The organism is Nocardiopsis sp. LDBS1602 (assembly GCF_035818715.1).
Lineage (GTDB): Bacteria > Actinomycetota > Actinomycetes > Streptosporangiales > Streptosporangiaceae > Nocardiopsis > Nocardiopsis alba.
On sequence record NZ_JAYLVW010000008.1, the window covers coordinates 119,948 to 140,238 of the forward strand.

Sequence of the window (20,291 nt, forward strand, 5' to 3'; positions counted from 1 at the left end):
CGGAGGGGACGGGGGCGGTGGATCCGATCGTCGAACGCGGGGGTGGCGGACGGTCGGTCCATCCGGTCAGCCTCGTCGGGCGGTGCCTCGACCGGTGACGAACAGGATCACCGCGATGCCGATGAGGCCGGCGCCCGCGATCAGGGCGGCCACGGGCAGCGTGCTGTGCAGCAGGGGAAGGACCTTGCGGGCCTGTTCGGTGTTCTCGATGGACGCGGCGCGGGTGGCGTCGTCGAAGGAGAGTTCACCGCTGAGCAGGGTCAGGACCTCTTCACCGTCCACGACGACGACGCGGTGGTGGTCCTCGCTGATGTTGATGGGGGTGCCGCTGATCGGTTCGATCCAGTAGGTGCGGACCATGGAGAAGGTCTCGTCGCCGACGACGTCGCCCTCACCGTCCAGGCCGGCGACCGAGCGCGGGACCTCCCGCTCGTCGATGACGGTCGGCTCGACGGTCTGGACGAACTTGTAGGCCTCGACGCCGTCGATCTCCTCCACGCCCTCGAACTTCATCGGGACGACCTCCTGGACGGTGGTCTCGAAGAAGTCGTAGTCACGCTGTTCCGTCATGAACGGGAACTTCCAGGCCTGCCCGCTCTGGGCGACGGACTCCTCGTTGATCATGGCGTCACAGCAGTCGACGGCCTCGCCGGTGACCCGGTCGTGTCCGGCGCGACGGCTCGTGGAGCTGATCCCGAAGTCGGTGTCGGCGTCCTTGATCCAGGTGAACTGGTCCCACACGACGACGTCGTCGGTGCTGGACGCCACGTCGGCCCGGAGAGTGGAGTGCGCCTCGACGTTGGCGTCCTCGACCTGTTCGAGGTCCTCGATGTTGAAGTAGGTGACCTCTCCTGTGTTGACGGTGGCGTTGTAGTAGTCCAGTGGAGTCTTCATCAGGGAACCGGACATCCACGTACGCATCATGGGTGCCGAGACGAGACAGAAGACCCCCAGCGCGATGAGAACGACCGCAACGGTACGGCGCATGTGCCCTCCTGGGCGGATGAGAGTCAGATCTGGAACCAGGTTCAGTTCCAGGTAGAGTACTGCCCAGTAGTGAACGACGTCACCTGGGCGTGTCTGAATTTTTATAACACGTTCTAATAGAACGAGTTTCGACTCACTCCCGTTCTGGAAGGCTCCATGGCGCCCACTTCCACCGCGCCCGAGGACCCCGCCTCGGGCGGCCCCCGCACCGCCACCGTCGACCCGGCCCGCCTCCTCCCCCAGGTGAAGGGGCGTCACCACTCCCTCGACGGCGTCCGCGGTCTGGCCTGCGTCATGGTCCTCGTCGTGCACGTGTCCACCGAGACCGGGGACGCGCTCGCCCCCGGCATCGTCGGCGGACTGCTCAGCGCCGCCGCGCTCGCGGTCCCCCTGTTCTTCTGTCTGTCCGGCGTGCTGCTGTACCGCCCCTGGGCCCGCGCCACCCTGGACCTGACCCCGGGTCCCCGGATCCCCTCCTACCTGTGGCGTCGCGTCATGCGCGTCTTCCCCGCCTACTGGGTGGTGGCGGCGGTCGCCCTGTTGCTGTGGGCCGGCGAGTACCGCGACTCGGCGCGGCACTGGTTCGAGGTCATGACCCTCACCTTCCCCCTCAACACCGACCCGCACTGGGCCGGCCCCGGCCCCTACGGCCTGGGCCAGATGTGGAGCCTGTCGGTCGAGGTGGCCTTCTACCTCACCCTGCCGCTGTTCGCCCTGATCCTGCACCTGTGGGCGCGTGGAGGGAGGACCCCCGACGCCCGCGGACGCAGACTCATCGGCGGCATGGTGGTCCTGATCGTCCTGTCGTTCGCCGCGCTGATCCCGCAGTACCTGCCCGAGTACCGCGAGTACATGCACTCCTGGCTCCCCCGCTGCATGGGCATGTTCGCGGTGGGGATGGCCCTGGCCACGCTCTCGGAACTGGCCTGGCGGGAGCGGGGACCGGACGGACCGGTACGCCGCCTCTGCCGGACCCTGGCCTCCTCCCCCGGCCTGTGCTGGGCCGTGGCCGCGGCCTTCTACGCCCTGGAGGCGACCCCGGCCGCGGGCGGACGGTTCTTCGAACCCGGCAACCTGTGGATCTCGTTCGTCGAGAACGCCACCAGCATCGGCTTCGCCTTCTTCATGGTCGCGCCCGCCGCCCTGGCGCCGCCGCCCGCCGACGGCCCTCCGCCCTCCCTGCGCGCCCTGTCCACCTGGCGTGACGGCGCCTGGCTGGACGGGCTGATGCGCCATCGGGTCGTGATGTTCTTCGCCCGGATCAGCTACGGGATGTTCCTGTGGCAGTTCGTCGTGCTGTACCTGTGGCGCGACTTCACCGGCCAGGAGATCTTCACCGGTTCCTTCTGGTTGGACTTCGTCCCGGTCCTGGCCCTGAGCGCCCTGCTCGGCACGCTCACCTTCCATCTGGTGGAGGAACCCTCCCGCAAGTGGTCCCGGCGGGTTCTCGGCGGGCGGAAGGGGTCGACCGGACGCGGCGGAGGCGGGCGTCGGCGCCGCGGAACCCCGTCCACCCCGCCCCCGGCCTGAGAGCGTCAGTCCTTTCCGTCGGACCCCTCGGCCTCCCCGGAGCCGTCTCCTTCGACACCCTCACGCGGGGCGTCCTCCTCGTCCTCCAGGTCGGCGGCGGGTGAGAGCGGCCCCAGCGAGGCCCAGGTGACACAGGTCGTCTCGGCGTCGGTGAACAGGGCGAAGGTCGTGTCCCGCGCCTCGATGGGCACGTACACGTATCCGCCGTCGGGGGCGGCGGGCAGGTCCGCCCGGACCTCCTCGTCCCCGACCAGCACGCCCACCTCGGAGTCCTCCTCGGACGTGTAGCCGATCGTGGCCACCTGGTCGATGCCGCCGAACTCCCACACCGACCACGACATCAGACCGTCCCAGCCGTCCATGCAGTCCGAATCCTCGGCCGGGACGAACGCGTTGACGCGGGAGGTGGGGGCGGCCTCCACCAGAAGGCCCTCGTCGTCGAACACGTAGGCCTCGGTGGCGGGTTCCGGCGCGTACATGCGCTCGGCCACGGCGTCGTCGGCCAGCGGGGCCAGCACGTACGAACTGAGTCTGCGCTGCCCGTTCCACTCCAGGACGACATCGGTCGGCACCGCCCTGCTGTAGAGGCCGGCGTCGTCGGGGACCTCGGCCAGGGAGGCCCGCGCGTTGGCCAGGTAGGTCCGCAACCGTTCTCCGTTGAGGGTCTGCGCGTAGGCGTGGGTGGAATAGGCCGCCGAACCGGCGTAGACCAGGGTGACCACGAGCGCGGCCGCCCCCGCGACTCGACCGACCCGTACCCGGCCCGTTCCTCGACGCCGGTCGTGCCCCTCCCCCGCGTTGCCGACGTGCTCCCGGGCCCTCTCCTCCTTCACCGGAAGGAAGGCCAAGGCCAGGACCAGGGCGAACACCAGAGCCGCGTCGGCGACGTAACGGGGGTCGGCCCCGACCTCGCCGTACATGTGGCCCCGGGCGATCACCGTGGGCACCACGTCCACGAACACCAGGTGTCCGGCCAGCAGGGCCCAGGCACGCCAGGCCCGTCTGCGCAGGAGAAGGGAGGTCACCACGATCGCGACGAACACGATCCAGGCGCCGATCAGCACCGGGCCCAGAGGATCGACCAGCCCTCCGGTGGGGGTGATCGGCCGCCACACGTAGGGGCCGCCGAGCGCCCCGGTGGGGAACACCTCGACGACCATGCGCCGCATCAGGCCCGACGCGGCCTCCCAGACCGGTACCGAAGCGCCTTCGGAACCGTCGCCCGCCCTCTGTCGCAGCAGGTAGAGCGCCAGATACCCCAGGGAGAGGGCGGCCATCCCGAGCCAGTAACGCCGATCCAGCCAGAACGCGTACCGTGCCGACCGCGCGAGCCCGCCCGGATACAGGAAGGCCACCGCGAACGCGAACAGCAGCGGTGGAAGGAACAGGGCCTTGACCGAGAAGAACATCCCGAAGACGACGGCGCCGGCCGCCCACCAGGCGTACATCGTGACGCCGGTGCGCAGGTGGCGCACGGTCCACAGCAGGGCGAGGACGATCGCGAGCTGGAACGGGACCGCGTTGAGGGCCGCGGCCCACCACCCCAGGACCGGGATGGTCAGCGGTGCCGACGCGTACACGGTGAGCGGGATCAGCAGGGCCCACCGGCGGCCGAACAGCTCCCACAGCAGCCGGAGGAACGCGAGGATCGCGACGGTCTGGAGGACCAGCATCGTCCCCGCGGCCGTTCCCCAGTGATAGGGCAGGAAGGCGTTCTGGAGGTAGACCAGGAACATGGCCCCCGGCATGAAGTGGCCCTTGTGCAGGTCCAACAGGTACTCGGGGGTCAGCCCGCCGGTGTTCGCCGCGGCGAAGAAGAGGTAGTCGTCCTCCACGAAGGAGGAGGCGGAGAGCACGTACGCCTTGAGCGCCACGGCCACGGCCACGATCGCCAGGGCCGTGAGAAGGAGCCGGTCGTTCCTCGACCGCCACAGCGAGGCGAGCACCTCGCGCGGGGACGCTCCGGCGGGGCCACCCCGATCCTCCGGTCCCTCGACCGCTCCGCGTACCCTGGTGCCTCCGTCCTCCTCGGACGGCGGCGCCTCCACGGCCCCATCGTCCTGCGGCCCACGCGCCGAGGGGGAGTCAGGCGACATCGGTCCTCTCTTCCCACCATAGGTTGGCCAACCCGGAAAATGGGTGCCAGAATACAACACGTTCCACTTTTCCTTGTGGCCGTTATCGCAGGTCGTATTGGCCTGCCTCTCCAGAACAGGAACAAGCTTCAAAAGAAGCTGTCCGCTGGGCGGCCACCCGCACCGTGGGGGTGATGTCGGTGGGGCTCGAACAGGTCCGCCGCGACTGGACCCGACTCGGTTCCACCGAGCCGCTGTGGGCGGTCTGCGTGGATCCGGACAAGCGTGACGGCGGGTGGGACGACGAGGAGTTCCTCGCCTCCGGCCGCGCCGACATCGATCCGGCGATCGCACGACTGGACGAATTGGGCCTGGCCCCCGAACGCGGTCGCGTACTGGACTTCGGCTGCGGCGCCGGTCGACTCTCCAACGCCCTCGCCGCCCACTTCGATCGGGTGGTGGGCGTGGACATCTCCGCGCCGATGCTCGACGAGGCCCGACGGCTGGACCGTTCCCAGGGCCGGATCGACTTCCGACTGAACGAGCGCCCGGACCTGTCCGCGTTCGAGGACGACTCCTTCGACCTCGTCTACACCGATCTGGTCCTCCAGCACCTTCCCCCCGACCTGGCCGAGGGCTACCTGCGCGAGTTCGCCCGGGTGGTGCGCCCCGGCGGCGCCATGGTCCTGGGCGTGCCCGAGAGCGAACGCCGGACCTTCAAGGGGATGGTGTTCCGTTACGTGCCCTGGCCCCTGGTGGCCTTGGCCCAGCGGGTGATCCTGCGCTATCCGGCGCCCATGCGCATGCACACCCTGCGCACCGGGCGTCTGGCCGAGCTCCTCCCCGACGCCCGGATCGTCGCCTCCGACGAATACTGGGGCGGGGACCACTGGCGTCACCTGCGGCACTACGTCGAGGTCGGGGGTCGGGTGTGACCTCGCCCCACCCCGACGGGACCGTCCCCTTCCGCGCCACCCTCGGCCGCTCCGTGAGACTGTTCACCGCCTTTCGCAAGGAGCAGAGCGACCCCGCCTTCTTCTACGGCCTGCTCGCCCGCGACACCGTCGCACAACTGCGCTCCTACACCCCCCTCGACGGAAGACTCGTGGTGGACGTGGGCGGTGGCCCCGGCTACTTCGCCGACGCCCTGCGCTCCGAGGGCGCCCGCTGTCTGTGCGTGGACGCCGACGCGCACGAGATGACCCTGCACGGGCGGGAGGCCGATACCAACGCCGTCCAGGGCAGCGCTCTGGACCTCCCCCTGCGCACGGGGAGCGTGGACGTGTGCTTCTCGTCCAACGTTCTGGAGCACGTGCCGGACCGGTCCCGGATGGCCGACGAGATGGTGCGGGTGGCCCGCCCCGGAGGCCTCGTGTACCTGTCGTACACGCTGTGGCTCTCCCCTTGGGGCGGCCACGAGACCTCTCCCTGGCACTACCTGGGCGGTTCGTACGCGGCCGAGCGGTTCGCGCGCAAGAACGGCCGTCGACCCAAGAACGACTTCGGCCGCACGATGTACGCGGCCTACGCCAAGGAGACGCTGCGCTGGCTGCGCGGCCGCGACGACGTGGACGTGGTGGACCTGCGTCCGCGCTATCTGCCCACCTGGACACGGCCCATCGTGCACGTGCCTCTCCTGCGCGAGATCGTCACCTGGAACCTCCTCCTGGTCCTGCGCAAGCGCTGAACGTCCCCCATCGGGATGAACCACCGATTGTTCACGATTCGTTGGAAACGACCGCACGGGGATGCTGTAGCCTCCCCTCGTTCCCCAGCCCCATGGAGCCCTCCATGTACGACGAAGTCGGCGTGAACCCGATACAGGCGATGTCCAAGGCCGAACAGGCCGAGGCGCTGTCCGAGGCCATGCTCCTCCTCGGCACCGACCTGGAGGAGATCGCCTCCACCCTCGTCTCCGCCGTGTCCGAACACGTGAGCCCCGCCGTGTCCGACTACGAGGCCGACACCCTCGAACACATCGACCGGGTCTCCCGGAACGGGATGACCCTGGCACAAGAGGTGCAGGGGGCGGTGTCGACGGTCGTCACGACCGACGCCGAGAGCGCCGAGCTCTACCAGGGGAGCATGAACGCCCTCGACATCCGGATCAACTTCTGACCCCCCGTCCCCCGACCCGCACCGGCCTCCGGAGACATCACGGACCATGACCAGCATCTCCGACCTCTCCCTGGGACTGCCCTCCGACATCCAGGCCGACGTCGCCTCGATCAACGAAGGAGCCGACGACCTCGACCGGCTCTGCCGGACCATGCTCGGCGACTCCGAAACGGTCGACGCCGGTTTCCGTGCCAGCGCGGGCGAGTTCACCGACCTCATCGCCTGGGACATCGTCACGGCCGCCTCCACCGAACTGATGGCCTGGGAGGAGGCGGCGAAGTCGTTGACCTACGGCGCCGCCACGCTCCGGCTCTGGGCCGGGGACATCAAGGACTACCGGCTGGCGCGGGCCGGGATCGAACGGCGCTGGGAGGAGGCCGTGTCCAACGCCGAGGCCGCCGTGAGCCGGATCGGCTCACGCCCCGACATGCACGGTTCCCTGACCTCCGGCGCCTTCGAGACGGCCAAGGTCGAGGAGTTGGAGGCGCTGCGCGCCGATCTCCTCTCCGAGCACACCAAGCACTGGGACACCCTGATGGACCAGGCCGACCAGACCAAGAAGGATCTGCGCGACGGCCCCGGACAATCGACGTTGGAGCGTCTCCTGGGTGCCGGTCTTCTCACCGGTGCCCAGCTGAGCCGGTTCTCCGACACCGTTCCCGGCATGGTCCCCGACCTCCCGTCCGAGGGCGAGTCCCCCGCCGTCGTCGGCCTGTGGTGGTCCTCCATGACCGAGGACGAGCAGCGGCAGGCGCTGAAGGAGCACGGCGAACTCCTGCGCGCCCTCGACGGGATCCCCGTGACCGTGCGCGACGAGCTCAACCGCGGTTTCCTCCAAGAGGAGATCTCCCGCTTGGAGGAGGAGGTCGCCGAGGCGGAGGAGTGGCGCGACGCCGCCATGGGCCCCTGGCCCACCGGCGGCGCCTGGGGCACCTACCACGCGATGAAGGGGCTGGAGGACGTCCAGGGGGAGCTCGACACCCTGACCACCCTGCGTTCCAGGCTGGAGGACCCGAACGCCGATCGCTACCTGCTCTCGTTGGACACCGAGGGACGCGGACGCGCCATCGTGTCGAGCGGCAACCCCGACACCGCCGACGGCGTCGCCACCCTGGTCCCCGGGACCACGACCACCTGGCAGAGCGTCAACGGTCTGATCGGCCGGTCCGACGCCCTCCTCGAATCGGCCACCGACGCCGATGAGGACGGCGAGCACGCCGTCGTCACCTGGGTCGGTTACGACGCCCCCAACTTCGTCGAAGCGGCCTTCTCGGGCCGTGCCGAGGGCGCGGTCGACGAGCTGAGCGGCTTCCAGGAAGGGTTGCGGGTCACCCACCAGAACACGTCTCCATCGCACAACACCGTCATCGGGCACAGTTACGGCTCCACCGTGGTGGGGCACACCGCGCAAGGGGACGATGGACTCGACGCCGACGACATCGTCCTCGTGGGAAGCCCCGGCTCCAACGCCGACCACGTGAGCGAGCTGGGCTTCGCGCCCGACGACGTGCACACCTCGACCGCGGAGAACGACGGGATCAGCATGGTCACCGGGTTCACCCACGGCCCGGACCCGACCGCGCCCGGGTTCGGCGCGACGGTGTTCGATTCGGACCCCGGCAGCGAAGGGGGATCATGGCCTCTGGGAGACGCCCACTCCGAGTACTTCGACCGGAACAGCGCCTCCCTGGAGTACATGGGCGAGGTCATCGCGGGGCAGAGGTAGTCACAGCGTGAACGGAACCATCCACCGGATCGCGGCCCTCGTGGTCGCCTCGATGTTGAGCGGCTGCGGTATCGGTACCGCCGGAGAGACGGACATGAACGAGACCATCACACAGGACCGGGCCGCCGAGAAGGTCCGGGAGCACATCGAGCGGACCCTCACCGCGCTCCCCGACGAGGCGGAGCTGGAGACCCGACGGGGCACCCTCTTCGCCTCCTGCGACGACGCCACCGACGGAGGACCCGGCGACCGCGTCACGGTCAGTGAGACCTTCTGGATCAGGGGTCTCCCGGTCGAGGACAACGAGGCCGGCATCGAGCGGATGTACGAGTACTGGACCGCCAACGGCTACCGGGTGCTCAGGGACGAGCGTCCGGACTCGCTGTCGCTGACGGTCGAGCACGAGGAGGACTCGTTCCGGGTCGGTGTCCGGACCAGCGACAAGGGAAGCCTCTCCATCAGCGCAAGCTCGCCCTGTGTCTGGCCCGAGGGGACCCCCGGGGACTGAGGCGCCGGTCAGCCCGGGGTCAGCCCGATCTCGTCGATCCTGCGCCCATCGGCGGCGATGACCGTGGCGGTCCACCCGCCCAGGTCCACCCGCTCCCCCGGGCCCTCCGGGATGTGCCCGAGCGCGGCCAGGACCATCCCGGCGACCGTGACGTAGGAACCCCGCGGACGGTCGGTCGGTTCCACCCCCAGCCCCGGCAGATCGTGCACGGGAAAGCCTCCGGGGACCAGGAGCGTCCCTCCGACCGACCGCACCGCCCCCGTCGGTTCGGGGTCGGTCTCGTCGTTGATGTCCCCGACCAGCTCCTCCAGCAGGTCCTCCAGGGAAACGATGCCGACGACCTCCCCGGTCTCGCCGACCACCATCGCCAACTGGCGGCGCCCCTCGGTCATCCTCCGCAGGGCCGTGGACAACGACAGCGTGTCGGGCAACAGCGGCACGTCCCGGGCCAGGTCCGCGATGTCCCCCTCCCGGCCGATCAGGTCCGACCAGTGCACCACTCCGACCACGTCGTCCATGTCTCCGTGGCGGACCACCGGAGCCCGCGAGTGGCCGAGTTCGGCGAGCGCCTCCAGCGCGTCCTCGGCCCGGGTCCCCGCGGACAGGGCGTCGACGTCCCTGCGCGGCACCAGCACCTCGCGCAGGCGGCGTTCGCGGATCTCGAAGGCACCGACCAGGATCCGCCGCTGTTCGGGGGTGATGTGCTGATGCGAGACGATCATGTCGCGCAGTTCCTCGTCCGAGACGCCCTCCCCGCCGGCCTTGGGGTCTCCGCCGAACAGGCGCACGACCAGGTCCGTGGTGACCCCGAGCAGCCACACCACCGGCCGGGTCAGCGTGGCGAGCAGGTCCAGGGGGCGGGCCACCGCCAGGGCCCAGCGCTCGGCCCGCTGCATGGCGATCCGTTTGGGGGCGAGTTCCCCCAGCACCAGGGTGATGAAGGACAGGACGATGGTGACCAGCACGATCGCCACCGGTGAGGCGTAACGTCCGAGGAATCCGAGCGGTTCGACCAAGGGCCGGGCCAGGGAGACGGCCGCCGTCGCCGAGGCCAGGAACCCGGCGAGGGTGATGCCGATCTGGATCGTGGCGAGGAAACGGTTGGGGTCCCGCGCCAGCCGGGCCACGGCCCGCCCGCCCGGACCGCGTTCCTCCAGCCTCCGGATCTGCCCCTCTCTCAGGGTGACCAGCGCGATCTCGCTCCCCGCGAACAGCGCGTTCACCACGACCAGGACCAACACGAGACCGAGTTGGGTCCCGTAGCCCTCCATGGGCGCCCCCGTGGTCAGGTTGTACCGCCGTTCGTTTCCTTCCCTCCCATCACTCTGGTCACACGTGCCCCGCCCGGGGCTTCGGCACGACCCCGCCTTCCCCCCGGTCGAGGAGGGAGAGGGCCCTGCGCGGGGAACGGGCGTGGCGGCGCATGCCGGCGAACGGGCACTCGTCCCGTTCCAGGTCGATGGAGAACTCCTGGGAGGAGGAGATCCTCTCCAGCTCCTCCCAGGTGATCGGGGTGGCCACCGGGGCTCCGGGCCGGGCTCGGACCGCGTACGGTGCCACCGCGAGCTGTCCGGGACCGTTGCGGAGGTAGTCGACGAACATACGGCCGTGGCGGGCCGCCTTGCGCACCCGGGTGGTCCACTCCTCCGGTGCCCGGGCGGCGACGCGGTCGGCGACCGCCTTGGCCAGTCTCCGGACCTCCATGTCGTCCACCTCCGGGCGCAGGGGCGAGTGGACGTGCAGACCTCGGGAGCCGGTGGTCATCACGTAGGCGGCCAGTCCCAGTTCGGACAGCACCTCGCGCACGACCCGGGCCGCCTCACGACATCCGGCGAAGGCCTCCCGACCCGAACCGACCGGGTCGAGGTCGAGAACCATACGGTCGGGGAGTCCCAGACGAGGGGTACGGGAGGACCACGTGTGCAGGGTGATCGCGGCCTGATCGGCGCACCACACCAGGGCGGCGGCCTCCTGGCATTCCATCATCCGTCCGGAAGAGGTCCACACCGTGCGGATCCAGCGGGGGTGCGAGGGGTGTTGCACGAGGAATCCGGAGCCGTCCAGCCCTTCCGGGAAGCGTTCGAGCACGACCGGGCGCCCCTTGACCAGGGGCAGCATGAGCGGAGCGATCCTGGCGTAGTAGTCGGCGAGGTCCTCCTTGGTGGCCCCGTCCTCCCCGAAGAGGGGCTTGTCCGCGTGCCGGATCTCCACCTTGCGGCGTCCCGCTCGCACCGTCGTCCGCATCGCCCCCGCCTCCTGTCGGATCGTCGTGCGCCGGATCTACCCGACCCCCACCCCCGAAAACCACACAGAATATTTCATATAGGGCAAATCACATGCGAGTTCCCGGAGCAACGTCGCCGAGGCCGTCCATGGGAAAGCCGACGCCCGGCCGGGTCTCCCCCGGCCGGGCGTCGGCTTGGATCCGCGAAGCGCTCGTCCTACTTGCGCTTGTTGATCTCCTCGGTGAGCTGCGGAGCGACCGTGTGCAGGTCTCCCACGACGCCGAAGTCGGCGAGCTCGAAGATCGGGGCCTCGGGGTCCTTGTTGACCGCGATGATGTTCTTCGAGGTCTGCATGCCCGCCCGGTGCTGGATCGCGCCGGAGATGCCCAGGGCGATGTACAGGTTCGGGCTGACCGTCTTACCGGTCTGGCCGACCTGGAACTGGTTCGGGTACCAGCCCGAGTCGACGACGGCGCGGGAGGCGCCGACGGCGGCACCCAGCGAGTCGGCCAGGTTCTCGACGACGCTGAAGTCGTCGGAGCCCACGCCGCGTCCACCGGAGACCACGATGGCGGCCTCGGTCAGCTCGGGACGCTCGCCCTTGGCCTGGACGACGCGCTCGACGACCTTGGCGGTCTTGGCGGCGTCGGAGATGTCGACCGAGACGGCCTCCTCGGCGGCGGCGCCGGCGGCGGCCTCCGGGGTGACGGAGTTCGGACGGACCGCGATGACCGGCACACCGGTCTTGACGCGGGCGTGGGTGACGGTGGCGCCACCGAAGATGCTGTGCTCGGTGACCAGCTCGGCGTTGACGTCGACGACGTCGGTGAGCACACCGGAGCCCAGCTTCACGGCGGTACGACCGGCGATCTCCTTGTTCTCGGCGGTGGCCGAGACCAGGATCGCGGCGGCGCCCTTGTCCTGGGCGAGCTTGGCGAGCAGCTCGGCCTTCGGGGCGACGACGTAGTCGTTCACCTCGGCGGGAGCCACGTAGACCTTCTCGGCGCCGAACTCGGCCAGGGTGGCCTTGCCCGACTCCACACCGTCGCCGATCCAGACCGCGACGGGCTCGCCGACGCGGCGAGCGGCGGTCAGCAGCTCGGTGGTGACCTTCTTGACCTGTCCGTCGACGTGGTCGACGAGGACGAGGACCTCAGCCATAATCCTTGAACCTTCCTGAGTCTCTCGTCTACCTACACGAACTTCTTGTCTGCGAGGAAGTCGGCGGCCTTGACGCCGCCGTCGCCCTCGTCCTTGACGATCGTGCCCGCGGCGCGCGGCGGCGCGGCGGCGAAGTCGACGGTCTCGGTGGTGGCGTTGGCCAGGCCGACCTTGCCGGTGTCGATGCCCGCGTCGGCCGCGGACTTCTTGTCGACCGGCTTCTTCTTCGCCTGCATGATCAGCTTGAAGGACGGGTAGCGGGGCTCGTTGATCTTCTCCACGACGGAGACGACCGCGGGCAGTCGAGCCTCGACCACGTCGTAGCCGTAGTCGGTCTGACGCTGGATCTTGATGGCGTCGCCGTCGATGTCGACCTTGCCGGCCAGCGTGAGCTGGGGCAGGCCGAGGTACTCGGCGAGCGCGGCACCGATGACACCGGTGCGGGCGTCGGTGGACTCCGAACCGAGCACGACCAGGTCGAACTCGATGGTGCCCAGGGCCTGCGCGAGGGCGTAGGCGCTCTGGATGGCGTCGGAGCCGTGCAGCGCGTCGTCGTTGACGAAGACGGCCTTGTCGGCGCCCATGGACAGGGCCTTGCGGATCGAGTCCGTGGCCTGGTCCGGCCCCATCGTCAGGATGGTGACCTCGCCGCCGTGCTTCTCCTTGAGGAGGAGCGCCTCTTCGATGGCGTATTCGTCGAGCTCGTTGATGACACCGTCGGACGCCGCGCGGTCCAACGTCTTGTCATCGGCGTTGAGCTTCCGTTCGGTCGCCGTGTCCGGGACCTGCTTGACCAAAACGACAATATTCATGGCCGGTGGCCGACCTCCCTGCACTCCCATGTCCGCCGTCTGGCGGGCGGGCGCTGGCGCGCCCCGTGACTGCCAACAATGCCGAATGCCGATCGGTCATCCGACGGCGGGTCCCGCTGTTCACGTTCACAGCCGGTCCCGCTCATGTGCTCATACACCATATGTTACTGGCTAGTAGCTTGCAGGCCAACCCGTGGCCCGGGTTCGACTCGGAAAACCCGGAATCCCTCCCCGCGGCCCTCACTCGGAACACGTCGGAACGACGCCCGCCGGTGACGACGACGCCCGGGGAACGGTGACCGCTCCCCACTCTATTGACCGCTCCCCCGTCCGGGGGCGAGGGGGACGCCCCGCTCCCCTCTCCGAACACGGGAACGCCCCTCCTCCTGTGGGAGAAGGGGCGTTCGAAGTGCGAGGGTCGCCTCTATCCGAACCAGTCGGCCGGGCCGGTGAGCGGCCCCATGGTCCAGATCGGGGCCGAACCCAGGCCGATCGACAGGATCAGCATGGTGAGCAGGACGATGGCGACGACCACGCCGATGTACAGGTACAGGTTGTGGAAACGCACCCGTTCCACCAGCCAGACCGCCTGGTGACGGGCCTCGCGCCCGCTCGGCATGATGTAGCTGAGCAGGATCATCACGAAGACCGCGAAGGCGCCCGTGTAGTTGGCCCCGTCGTTGCCGGTCTCCAACATCGTGGAGTAGACCAGCCCGACCAGGATGCCCGCCACCAGATAGATCAGCCCGAAGCCGACGGTGCGCAGTGTCATACGACCGAACGCCCAGGGGAAGCTGAGCGCCACCACCATGCCGTCGGAGTTGCGGCGACCACGCGTCTGGAGACGTCGCGCGTGCTCGGCCTTGACCACGTCCAACGCGCTCAGGCCGGAGATGAGGACGACGCCCAGGAAGATGCCGAACCAGGGGAACCACAGGGCCGTCCCGGCCAGCGAGAGCATGATCGGGATGAGGACCAGCGGATGCATCCGCCAGGTCTCGTCGTAGTACTCGTCCTCGTCCTCGTCGTATTCGTCGCCCTCGCGGTCACCGCGGAAGTAGTCGCCGACTCGGTCGCCGCCCCCACGGCGGAAACGGCCCAGCAGGCCGCCCCGTTCCCGGTACTCCTCCTCGTCGAACTCCTGGGTCGTCTCACGCCGCCCCTCGGCCCCGACGGGCGTCAGGATGTCCTGGAAGGCCTTCGGGTCCAGCGGCGAGTTGAAGAACCGGGTCTGAGGGGCACCGTCGGGGTCCTCGTCCTGGACCTGAGCGTGCCGGGAGATCTCGTCCTGACCCATCATCATGGTGCCCTGGGGGTCCTCCCGAGGGGCGAGGGCGGACGGGTCGATCCGCTGCGTGCCCTGGACGTCGTCCCGGACCGGATCGATCCGCTGGGTGCCCTGGGTGTCGTACCCCTGAGCGCCCGTGCCCGGGACGATCCGTTCGGTCCCGGCCCCGGACAGGTCGTCGGTGGCCTCGTCGTCCCACCCGGACGAGTGGGCGTGATGCGTCCGGTCGTCTCCGGAGGAACGGGCGCCGCTCAGGTCGTCGGTGGCCTCCGGGTCCTCGCTCCATCCGTTGGAACGGGCCGCGCCGAGGTCGTCGGTGGCCTCGAGGTCGCTCTCCCGGCCCCCGAGGCGCTCGTTGGAGGGCGTGGACCACGCGCTGTCGGTCGTTCCGGGGGCGCTCCTGGTGTGCGCGCTCCCCCAGCCCTCTCCGGCGCCTCCGCCCAGCAGGTGCCCGGCGGCCGCGCCGCCCATGGCGCCGCCGAGGATCGCTCCTCCCACGCCGCCGTGTCCGGAGCCGTGGCCCCCGGTGTCGGGCACGCCCGGAGCGGGGCTGTGCACGGTGTGGCCGCCGGTCTGGTCCGGCAGCCCGCGCTGCGGTTCGCTCCACGGCAGGTCGAGGTTGAGGCGGCCGGTCTCGGTCACGAGTTCGGCCGCGGTGGGCCGGGCGCTCATGTCACGGGAGACCGCGCGGTTGACGAGGGGGCGCAGCGCCTCGTGCATCCCGTCCATGTCGATCTCGCCGTTGAGGATCCGGAAGAAGATCACCTCGAACGAACCGGCGCCGTAGGGCGGACGGCCGGTGGAGGCGAAGGCCACGGTGCCGCCCCAGGCGTGCACGTCGGTGGCCGGACCCAGGTCCGTCCCCTCGATGACCTCGGGCGACAGGTAGCTGGGGGTGCCGACGAACGTGCCGGTCTGGGTCAGCTTGGCCCCGTCGACGGCGTGGGCGATACCGAAGTCGATGACGATCGGTTCGCCGTTGGAGATGATCACGTTGCCGGGCTTGAGGTCACGGTGGATGACGTCCACCGCGTGGATGTCCTTGATGGCCCTGGCCATACCGGTGACGAAACGGGTCAGAGCGCGCCCGCGGAGGGGGCCGTGGTCGGTGACCGTGGCGTCCAGCGTGGGCCCGGGGATGTACTCGGTGACCACCCACGGCAGTTCCGCCTGGGTGTCCGCGTCGATGACCTCGGCCACGTTGGGGCTCTGCACACGACGCATCGTCTCGACCTCGCGGGCGAGCCGGGCGCGTGCGATGTGGTCTCCGGCGACCTCGGGCTTGAGGACCTTCACCGCCACGAACCGGTCGGTGTGGGGATCCTCGGCCTGGTACACCACTCCCATGCCGCCGGCGCCGATGCGACGGCGGATCACGTAGTGACCGATGCGCTCCGGCAGCTCCTCACCCGTGGGGAAACCTGCCGACATTGCCATCGAGAACTCATCCCCTCAAAAGACCACATACCGCCACGCCCAGTTTATCGGCCGGGGGGATGGGTCAAGCTTGGCTTGTGCGGCCCCGCCCAGGGGCCCGTGTGGTCCGCGGATCCCACCCGGGATCGGGCGCGGAACGCGCCCCGGGGCTCCGGGCGAACCGTCCGTCCTGTGACGACCACTGACGAGTATGACGGAAAAACCGGGTGAGCGGTTCCCCCGTTCCCTTCCCGTATGGCCGGATCCGGTCTTCCACCCCAGGTCCCACCAGGACACTCAACGCGACAAAAAGCAAAAGCAACGACAAGTCACTACAAAGACCTGGGAAGAGAGCGGGGCGGGCGGCGAGGAAAACGCCCGACACCACCCGCCCCGCCCCACAGCGATACCCGTCCCAGGGGCCGGGAACGCCCGAGGTCAGCGCCCTTCGAAGGTCGCCTTGCCCGGTCCCTGCTCGATGAAGCTGCGCATGCCCGCCTTCTGGTCCTCGGTCGCGAAGAGGCCCGAGAACTGGAGTCGCTCGATCTCCAGGCCGGTGTCCAGGTCGGTCTCCAACCCGCGGTCGATGGCCTCCTTGGCCGCGGCCAGGGCCACCGCGGGGCCGTCCGCGTAACGGGCGACCAGCTCCACGGCGGCCGAGTAGACCTCGTCGTCCTCGACGACCCGGTCGGCCAGGCCGATCTCCAGTGCCTCCTCCGCCTTCACGTGACGCCCGGTGAACACCAGGTCCTTGGCCTTGGCCGGACCGATCAGACGCGGCAGACGCTGGGTCCCGCCCGCACCCGGGATGACGCCCAGCAGGATCTCGGGCTGTCCGAGCCTGGCCTTGGCCCCCACGACCCGGAAGTCGGCGCACAGCGCCAGCTCGCATCCACCGCCCAGCGCGTACCCGCTGATGGCGGCGACCACCGGCTTGGGGATCCGGGCCACCGCGGTCAGAGCGTTCTGTAGGGCGCGCGAGTACTCCAGCATCTTCGCGTGGGTGAGCTCGGCCATCTCCTTGATGTCGGCCCCGGCCACGAAGGCCCGCTCACCGCCGTAGAGCACGACGGCGCGCACGGAGTCGTCCGACGACACCCGCGCGGCCGCCTCGGCGATCTCCTCGGTGACCCGACCGTTCAACGCGTTCAGCGCCTTGGGTCGATCGATCCGGATGACGGCCACCGCGGGGTTGTCCGGGTCGACCTCCACGCGAACGAACTCGCCCACGTTCTCCACCTCTTCACTTCGGCGTCAGTGTCGGTTGCCACCTAACCACTCGGGTCAGGAGAAGAGCAGCACCAGGGTGCCCAAGCGCGCGGAGAGGGCGTACGCGCCGATCAGGAGCGCCCCGGTCCCCACCAGCAGAAGGGTGTCCGCCCTCCTCCAGTGACTGATCCGGGCGTGGGTGCGCGGCCCCGTGCCGAAGGCCCGCGCGTCCATCGCGGTGGCCAACAGCGTCCCTGTCCTGATCGAGCGGACCAGCAAAGCGAAGAGTCGACCGAAGAACAGCCGCACCACGTTGAACGGGTTGTACCCGGCCTCCAGACCGCGCGCCCGGCGGGCCAGGGTGATGGTCCGCCACTGGTCGGCCAGGAGCGGGATCAGGCGCAGCGCGGCGAGGACGCCCATGGCGGGGCGCTCGGGCACCTTGAGCCGTTGCACGAGCCCGTCCGACATCTCCGTGGGGTCGCTGGTGATCGCGGCCAACAGTCCGGGCAGCGCGATGGCCAGCAGGCGCACCGCGGCGCCGACGGCCCCTTCCAGCCCCTGTTCGCCGTACAGGTAGTTGACCGTCCCGCTGCTGAGGCCCATCAGCAGAAAGGGCCCGCCCAGGAGCATCAGAGTCCTACGGTCCACACCGCTGAAGGGGACCGTCAGCAGGACCACGAACAGGACCAGGCCTCCGGTGACGGCGTCCACGGCGGGGATCAGGCCGATGGCGATCGCCAGGGCCGCCAGCAGTTTCGCGGCCGGGTTGAGCCCGGTCATCCAGTAGCGGGCCCCGCCCTCGGCGGGAACATCGAGGGTGAGGGTGTCCCCTCCCATCGTCTCCGCGGTACGGGTGCCGGATCGGGCGGTGCTCACACGTCCTCCTTCGACGAGACGGTGGCTCGACCGTCGGCGACCCCGATACGGGAGTCCACCAGATGTTCCAGGAGCAGCCGGTCGTGGGTGGCCATGACGATGGCCCGCCCCTCCGACCTCAGGGAGCCCAGCAGCTCCACCAGCTCCGTCCAGGTACGGGTGTCCTGCCCGAAGGTGGGCTCGTCCAGGACGAGGACGTCGGGGGCGTGCGAGGGCCCGGAACTGAGCGCGGTGGCCACCGAGAGCCGCCGTTTCTCTCCTCCGGAGAGCGTGTACGGGTGGACGTCGGCCAGCCGGGTCAGGCGCAGTCTCTCCATGAGTTCGCCCACCCAGGCCTCGATCTCGACCTCGCCCATCCCCGCGCGCGAGGGCGCGAAACGCAGCTCGTCCAGCACGGTGGAGGTGACGAACTGGTCCTCCGCGTGTTGGAAGACCGTTCCCACGTGTCGGGCCAGACGTCGGGCCGGCCACTTCACCAGGGGGCGTCGGTCGGCCTCGGCCAATGGCCCGCGAGGCTCGACGCTCCCCCGGTAGGGACCGGAGAGCCCGGCCAGCAGGGTGAGGAGGGTCGACTTTCCCGCTCCGTTGGGTCCGGTCAGGGCGGTCGCCGTCCCGGCCTCGGGGGCGACGCGCACCCCCTCCAGGACCGTGCGGCGAGGGCCGACGCGGACCCCCACCTGGAAGGGGGTCCGCGCCGTCACGTCCACGGCCTCGATCAACGGTGCCCCTCCCGGGGCCGCCGTGAGCGAGGGGGCGGGTTCGTTCCCGGGGATCCACACGCCCTGGGCGGCCAGGGAACGCCCGTGTTCGGCGAAGATCTCGGCGGGGGCGCCGTCTGCGATCACCCCGCCGCCCGGTTCCACCACCACGACCCGGTCGACCAGGTCCACGACCTCGGCGACCCGGTGTTCGACCAGGACGAGGGTGGCCTCGGTCTCGGCCAGTAGACGGGCGAGCAGGGACCGGACCAGCTCGGCCCCGGCCGGGTCGAGGTTGGCGGTGGGCTCGTCCAGCAGCAGCAGGCGAGGGCGCATGGCCAGCGCTCCGGCGATCACCAGTCGCTGCTTCTCTCCGCCGGACAGGGCACCGGTGGAATGCCGCAGACCGTAGGGGAAGCCCACGTCCGCCAGGGCCCCCTCCACCCGGGGCCGGATCGCCTCTCGTTCGATACCGAGGTTCTCCAGACCGAACGCGACGTCGTCTCCGGCCCGGGCCATCACGAGCTGGGTCTCGGGGTCCTGGGCGACCAGGCCGACCCGACCCCTACCGCGGGCGGCGGGCTCTCCGTCCACACGGAGCAGGCCCTCCTCCTCGCCGCTGATGGCGCTGTCGGGGCCGGTGAGCCCGGCCAGGGAGTGGAGCAGGGTGCTCTTGCCCGCGCCGGAGGCGCCCAGCAGCAGGATCCGCTCCCCGGGTTCGACGACCAGGTCCACGCCGCGCAGGGCGTGGGTGTCGCGGCCCGCGTGCCGCCATCCCCAACCGGAGAGCTCCACACGCGCGCCGCCCACGTTCCTCGCTCCCATGGGTCAGCCCTTGGCCGAGGGGAAGGGGGCCAGGGCGCCGGCGCGCGCCAGGGCGGTGGTGAGGAGCCTGGCTCCCACACCCGCGATGAGGGCCGCGCTGATCACCACGATCACCCCATAGGTGATCTGGTAGTGGAGCGGCCAGGTGACGTTGTAGGCGATGTTGTCCCGGATGGCCGGGGACAGGCCCGCGAACGCCGCGGCGAGCACGGCCACGCCCATGTTCCAACGCCGGTAGGCGAACGCCAGGAAGACCAGTTCGGGCAGCAGCCCCTGGAGGGTGCCGTCGAGGATGACCGCGAGCCCCCACTGGGTTCCCAGGACCGCGGAGACCGAGGCCGCCGCGATCGAGGTGAGCACGGCGGCGCCGGGCTTGCGGACGATCAGACCACCGAGCACGCCGGAGATCAGCCACATGCCGTAGACGACGGCCTGACCGGGCGGGAAGAACACGAACAGCGGCGTCGTGATCGACCAGACGATGTTCCACAGCCAGAAGACGACACCGACCGCCACACCGATCACGGCGGCGACGACGATGTCGACGGTGCGCCAGCTCTTGAGACCGGCCCGTACCTCTTGGAGGAATCCGGCACGCGCGACCTCGCGGCCATCGGTCGTGCCGGTCCTGTCTTCGGTACTCATTACCCGAGGGTTCCCTTCGTCGGAGCGACGGAGGGGAATGCGGCCAAGAGCGCCATCACGCGTTCTCACGCGCACGATGGCGGGTTCTCACGACTTCCTTCGCCGGCATGATCCGGATCAGGTGTCTAAGGGTCTGCGGCCCGGTGCCGCACTCTCAGCGCTTCCGCGCTCCCCTGTCGGTTCGGCTCC

17 protein-coding genes and 1 riboswitch are annotated in these 20,291 nt (G+C 69.9%); of the genes, 6 read left to right on the plus strand and 11 right to left on the minus strand.

Features of this window, described 5'->3' with window-relative positions; genetic code table 11:
* Nucleotides 1–66 precede the first annotated feature (66 nt).
* Nucleotides 67–987: a DUF3068 domain-containing protein gene (locus U9J66_RS21080; protein ID WP_014913621.1), complete on the minus strand. Its 921-nt coding sequence runs from the start codon at nucleotides 985–987 to the stop codon at nucleotides 67–69.
* 156 nt (nucleotides 988–1,143) lie between these two features.
* On the opposite strand from U9J66_RS21080, the gene U9J66_RS21085 reads away from it, so the two are divergent.
* Complete coding sequence (locus U9J66_RS21085; RefSeq protein WP_017535539.1) at nucleotides 1,144–2,517, plus strand: acyltransferase family protein; 1,374 nt, start codon at nucleotides 1,144–1,146, stop codon at nucleotides 2,515–2,517.
* A gap of 5 nt (nucleotides 2,518–2,522) precedes the next feature.
* On the opposite strand, the gene U9J66_RS21090 is transcribed toward U9J66_RS21085, so the two are convergent.
* Nucleotides 2,523–4,613, minus strand: coding sequence for a hypothetical protein (locus tag U9J66_RS21090; protein WP_326338462.1), 2,091 nt, complete (start codon nucleotides 4,611–4,613; stop codon nucleotides 2,523–2,525).
* A 173-nt stretch (nucleotides 4,614–4,786) separates the two neighbouring features.
* On the opposite strand from U9J66_RS21090, the gene U9J66_RS21095 reads away from it, so the two are divergent.
* From U9J66_RS21095 to U9J66_RS21115, 5 genes are all read left to right on the plus strand, one after another.
* Nucleotides 4,787–5,527, plus strand: a complete 741-nt coding sequence (locus U9J66_RS21095; RefSeq protein WP_326338464.1) for a class I SAM-dependent methyltransferase — start codon at nucleotides 4,787–4,789, stop codon at nucleotides 5,525–5,527.
* Nucleotides 5,524–6,279: a class I SAM-dependent methyltransferase gene (locus U9J66_RS21100; RefSeq protein WP_326338465.1), complete on the plus strand. Its 756-nt coding sequence runs from the start codon at nucleotides 5,524–5,526 to the stop codon at nucleotides 6,277–6,279. Before U9J66_RS21095 ends, U9J66_RS21100 begins: the two co-directional genes overlap by 4 nt.
* A 104-nt stretch (nucleotides 6,280–6,383) precedes the next feature.
* On the plus strand, nucleotides 6,384–6,710 hold the full coding sequence (locus tag U9J66_RS21105) for a hypothetical protein (RefSeq protein WP_014909406.1): 327 nt from the start codon (nucleotides 6,384–6,386) through the stop codon (nucleotides 6,708–6,710).
* A gap of 46 nt (nucleotides 6,711–6,756) precedes the next feature.
* The gene (locus U9J66_RS21110) at nucleotides 6,757–8,436 is read left to right on the plus strand and encodes an alpha/beta hydrolase (protein ID WP_326338467.1); all 1,680 of its coding nucleotides are present in this window, start codon (nucleotides 6,757–6,759) and stop codon (nucleotides 8,434–8,436) included.
* Nucleotides 8,437–8,443: 7 nt separating this feature from the next.
* Nucleotides 8,444–8,944 carry a hypothetical protein gene (locus U9J66_RS21115; protein ID WP_326338468.1) on the plus strand — a complete coding sequence of 167 codons (501 nt, stop codon included), beginning with the start codon at nucleotides 8,444–8,446 and terminating at the stop codon, nucleotides 8,942–8,944.
* Nucleotides 8,945–8,952: 8 nt separating this feature from the next.
* On the opposite strand, the gene U9J66_RS21120 is transcribed toward U9J66_RS21115, so the two are convergent.
* The 9 genes from U9J66_RS21120 to U9J66_RS21160 form a co-directional block, all read right to left on the minus strand.
* Nucleotides 8,953–10,215 (minus strand): hemolysin family protein, encoded by a 1,263-nt coding sequence (locus U9J66_RS21120; protein WP_014912493.1) that lies wholly within the window; start codon nucleotides 10,213–10,215, stop codon nucleotides 8,953–8,955.
* A 58-nt stretch (nucleotides 10,216–10,273) separates the two neighbouring features.
* Entirely contained in the window at nucleotides 10,274–11,188 is a 915-nt protein-coding gene (gene ligD / locus U9J66_RS21125) for a non-homologous end-joining DNA ligase (protein WP_017535534.1), read from the minus strand.
* 197 nt (nucleotides 11,189–11,385) lie between these two features.
* Nucleotides 11,386–12,330, minus strand: coding sequence for an electron transfer flavoprotein subunit alpha/FixB family protein (locus U9J66_RS21130; protein WP_014910905.1), 945 nt, complete (start codon nucleotides 12,328–12,330; stop codon nucleotides 11,386–11,388).
* A gap of 32 nt (nucleotides 12,331–12,362) precedes the next feature.
* Nucleotides 12,363–13,142, minus strand: coding sequence for an electron transfer flavoprotein subunit beta/FixA family protein (locus U9J66_RS21135; RefSeq protein ID WP_014908698.1), 780 nt, complete (start codon nucleotides 13,140–13,142; stop codon nucleotides 12,363–12,365).
* 424 nt (nucleotides 13,143–13,566) lie between these two features.
* Nucleotides 13,567–15,867: a protein kinase domain-containing protein gene (locus U9J66_RS21140; protein ID WP_237449978.1), complete on the minus strand. Its 2,301-nt coding sequence runs from the start codon at nucleotides 15,865–15,867 to the stop codon at nucleotides 13,567–13,569.
* 417 nt (nucleotides 15,868–16,284) lie between these two features.
* Entirely contained in the window at nucleotides 16,285–17,085 is an 801-nt protein-coding gene (locus U9J66_RS21145; RefSeq protein ID WP_017535533.1) for an enoyl-CoA hydratase/isomerase family protein, read from the minus strand.
* 45 nt (nucleotides 17,086–17,130) lie between these two features.
* On the minus strand, nucleotides 17,131–17,895 hold the full coding sequence (locus tag U9J66_RS21150) for an energy-coupling factor transporter transmembrane component T family protein (protein ID WP_026125174.1): 765 nt from the start codon (nucleotides 17,893–17,895) through the stop codon (nucleotides 17,131–17,133).
* A 35-nt stretch (nucleotides 17,896–17,930) separates the two neighbouring features.
* A complete protein-coding gene (locus U9J66_RS21155; RefSeq protein ID WP_042282753.1) occupies nucleotides 17,931–19,457 on the minus strand; it encodes an ABC transporter ATP-binding protein in 1,527 nt (508 codons plus the stop codon).
* A 3-nt stretch (nucleotides 19,458–19,460) separates the two neighbouring features.
* A complete protein-coding gene (locus tag U9J66_RS21160) occupies nucleotides 19,461–20,102 on the minus strand; it encodes an ECF transporter S component (RefSeq protein ID WP_017535530.1) in 642 nt (213 codons plus the stop codon).
* A 77-nt stretch (nucleotides 20,103–20,179) separates the two neighbouring features.
* Nucleotides 20,180–20,287, minus strand: a riboswitch (TPP riboswitch).
* Nucleotides 20,288–20,291: the final 4 nt, after the last annotated feature.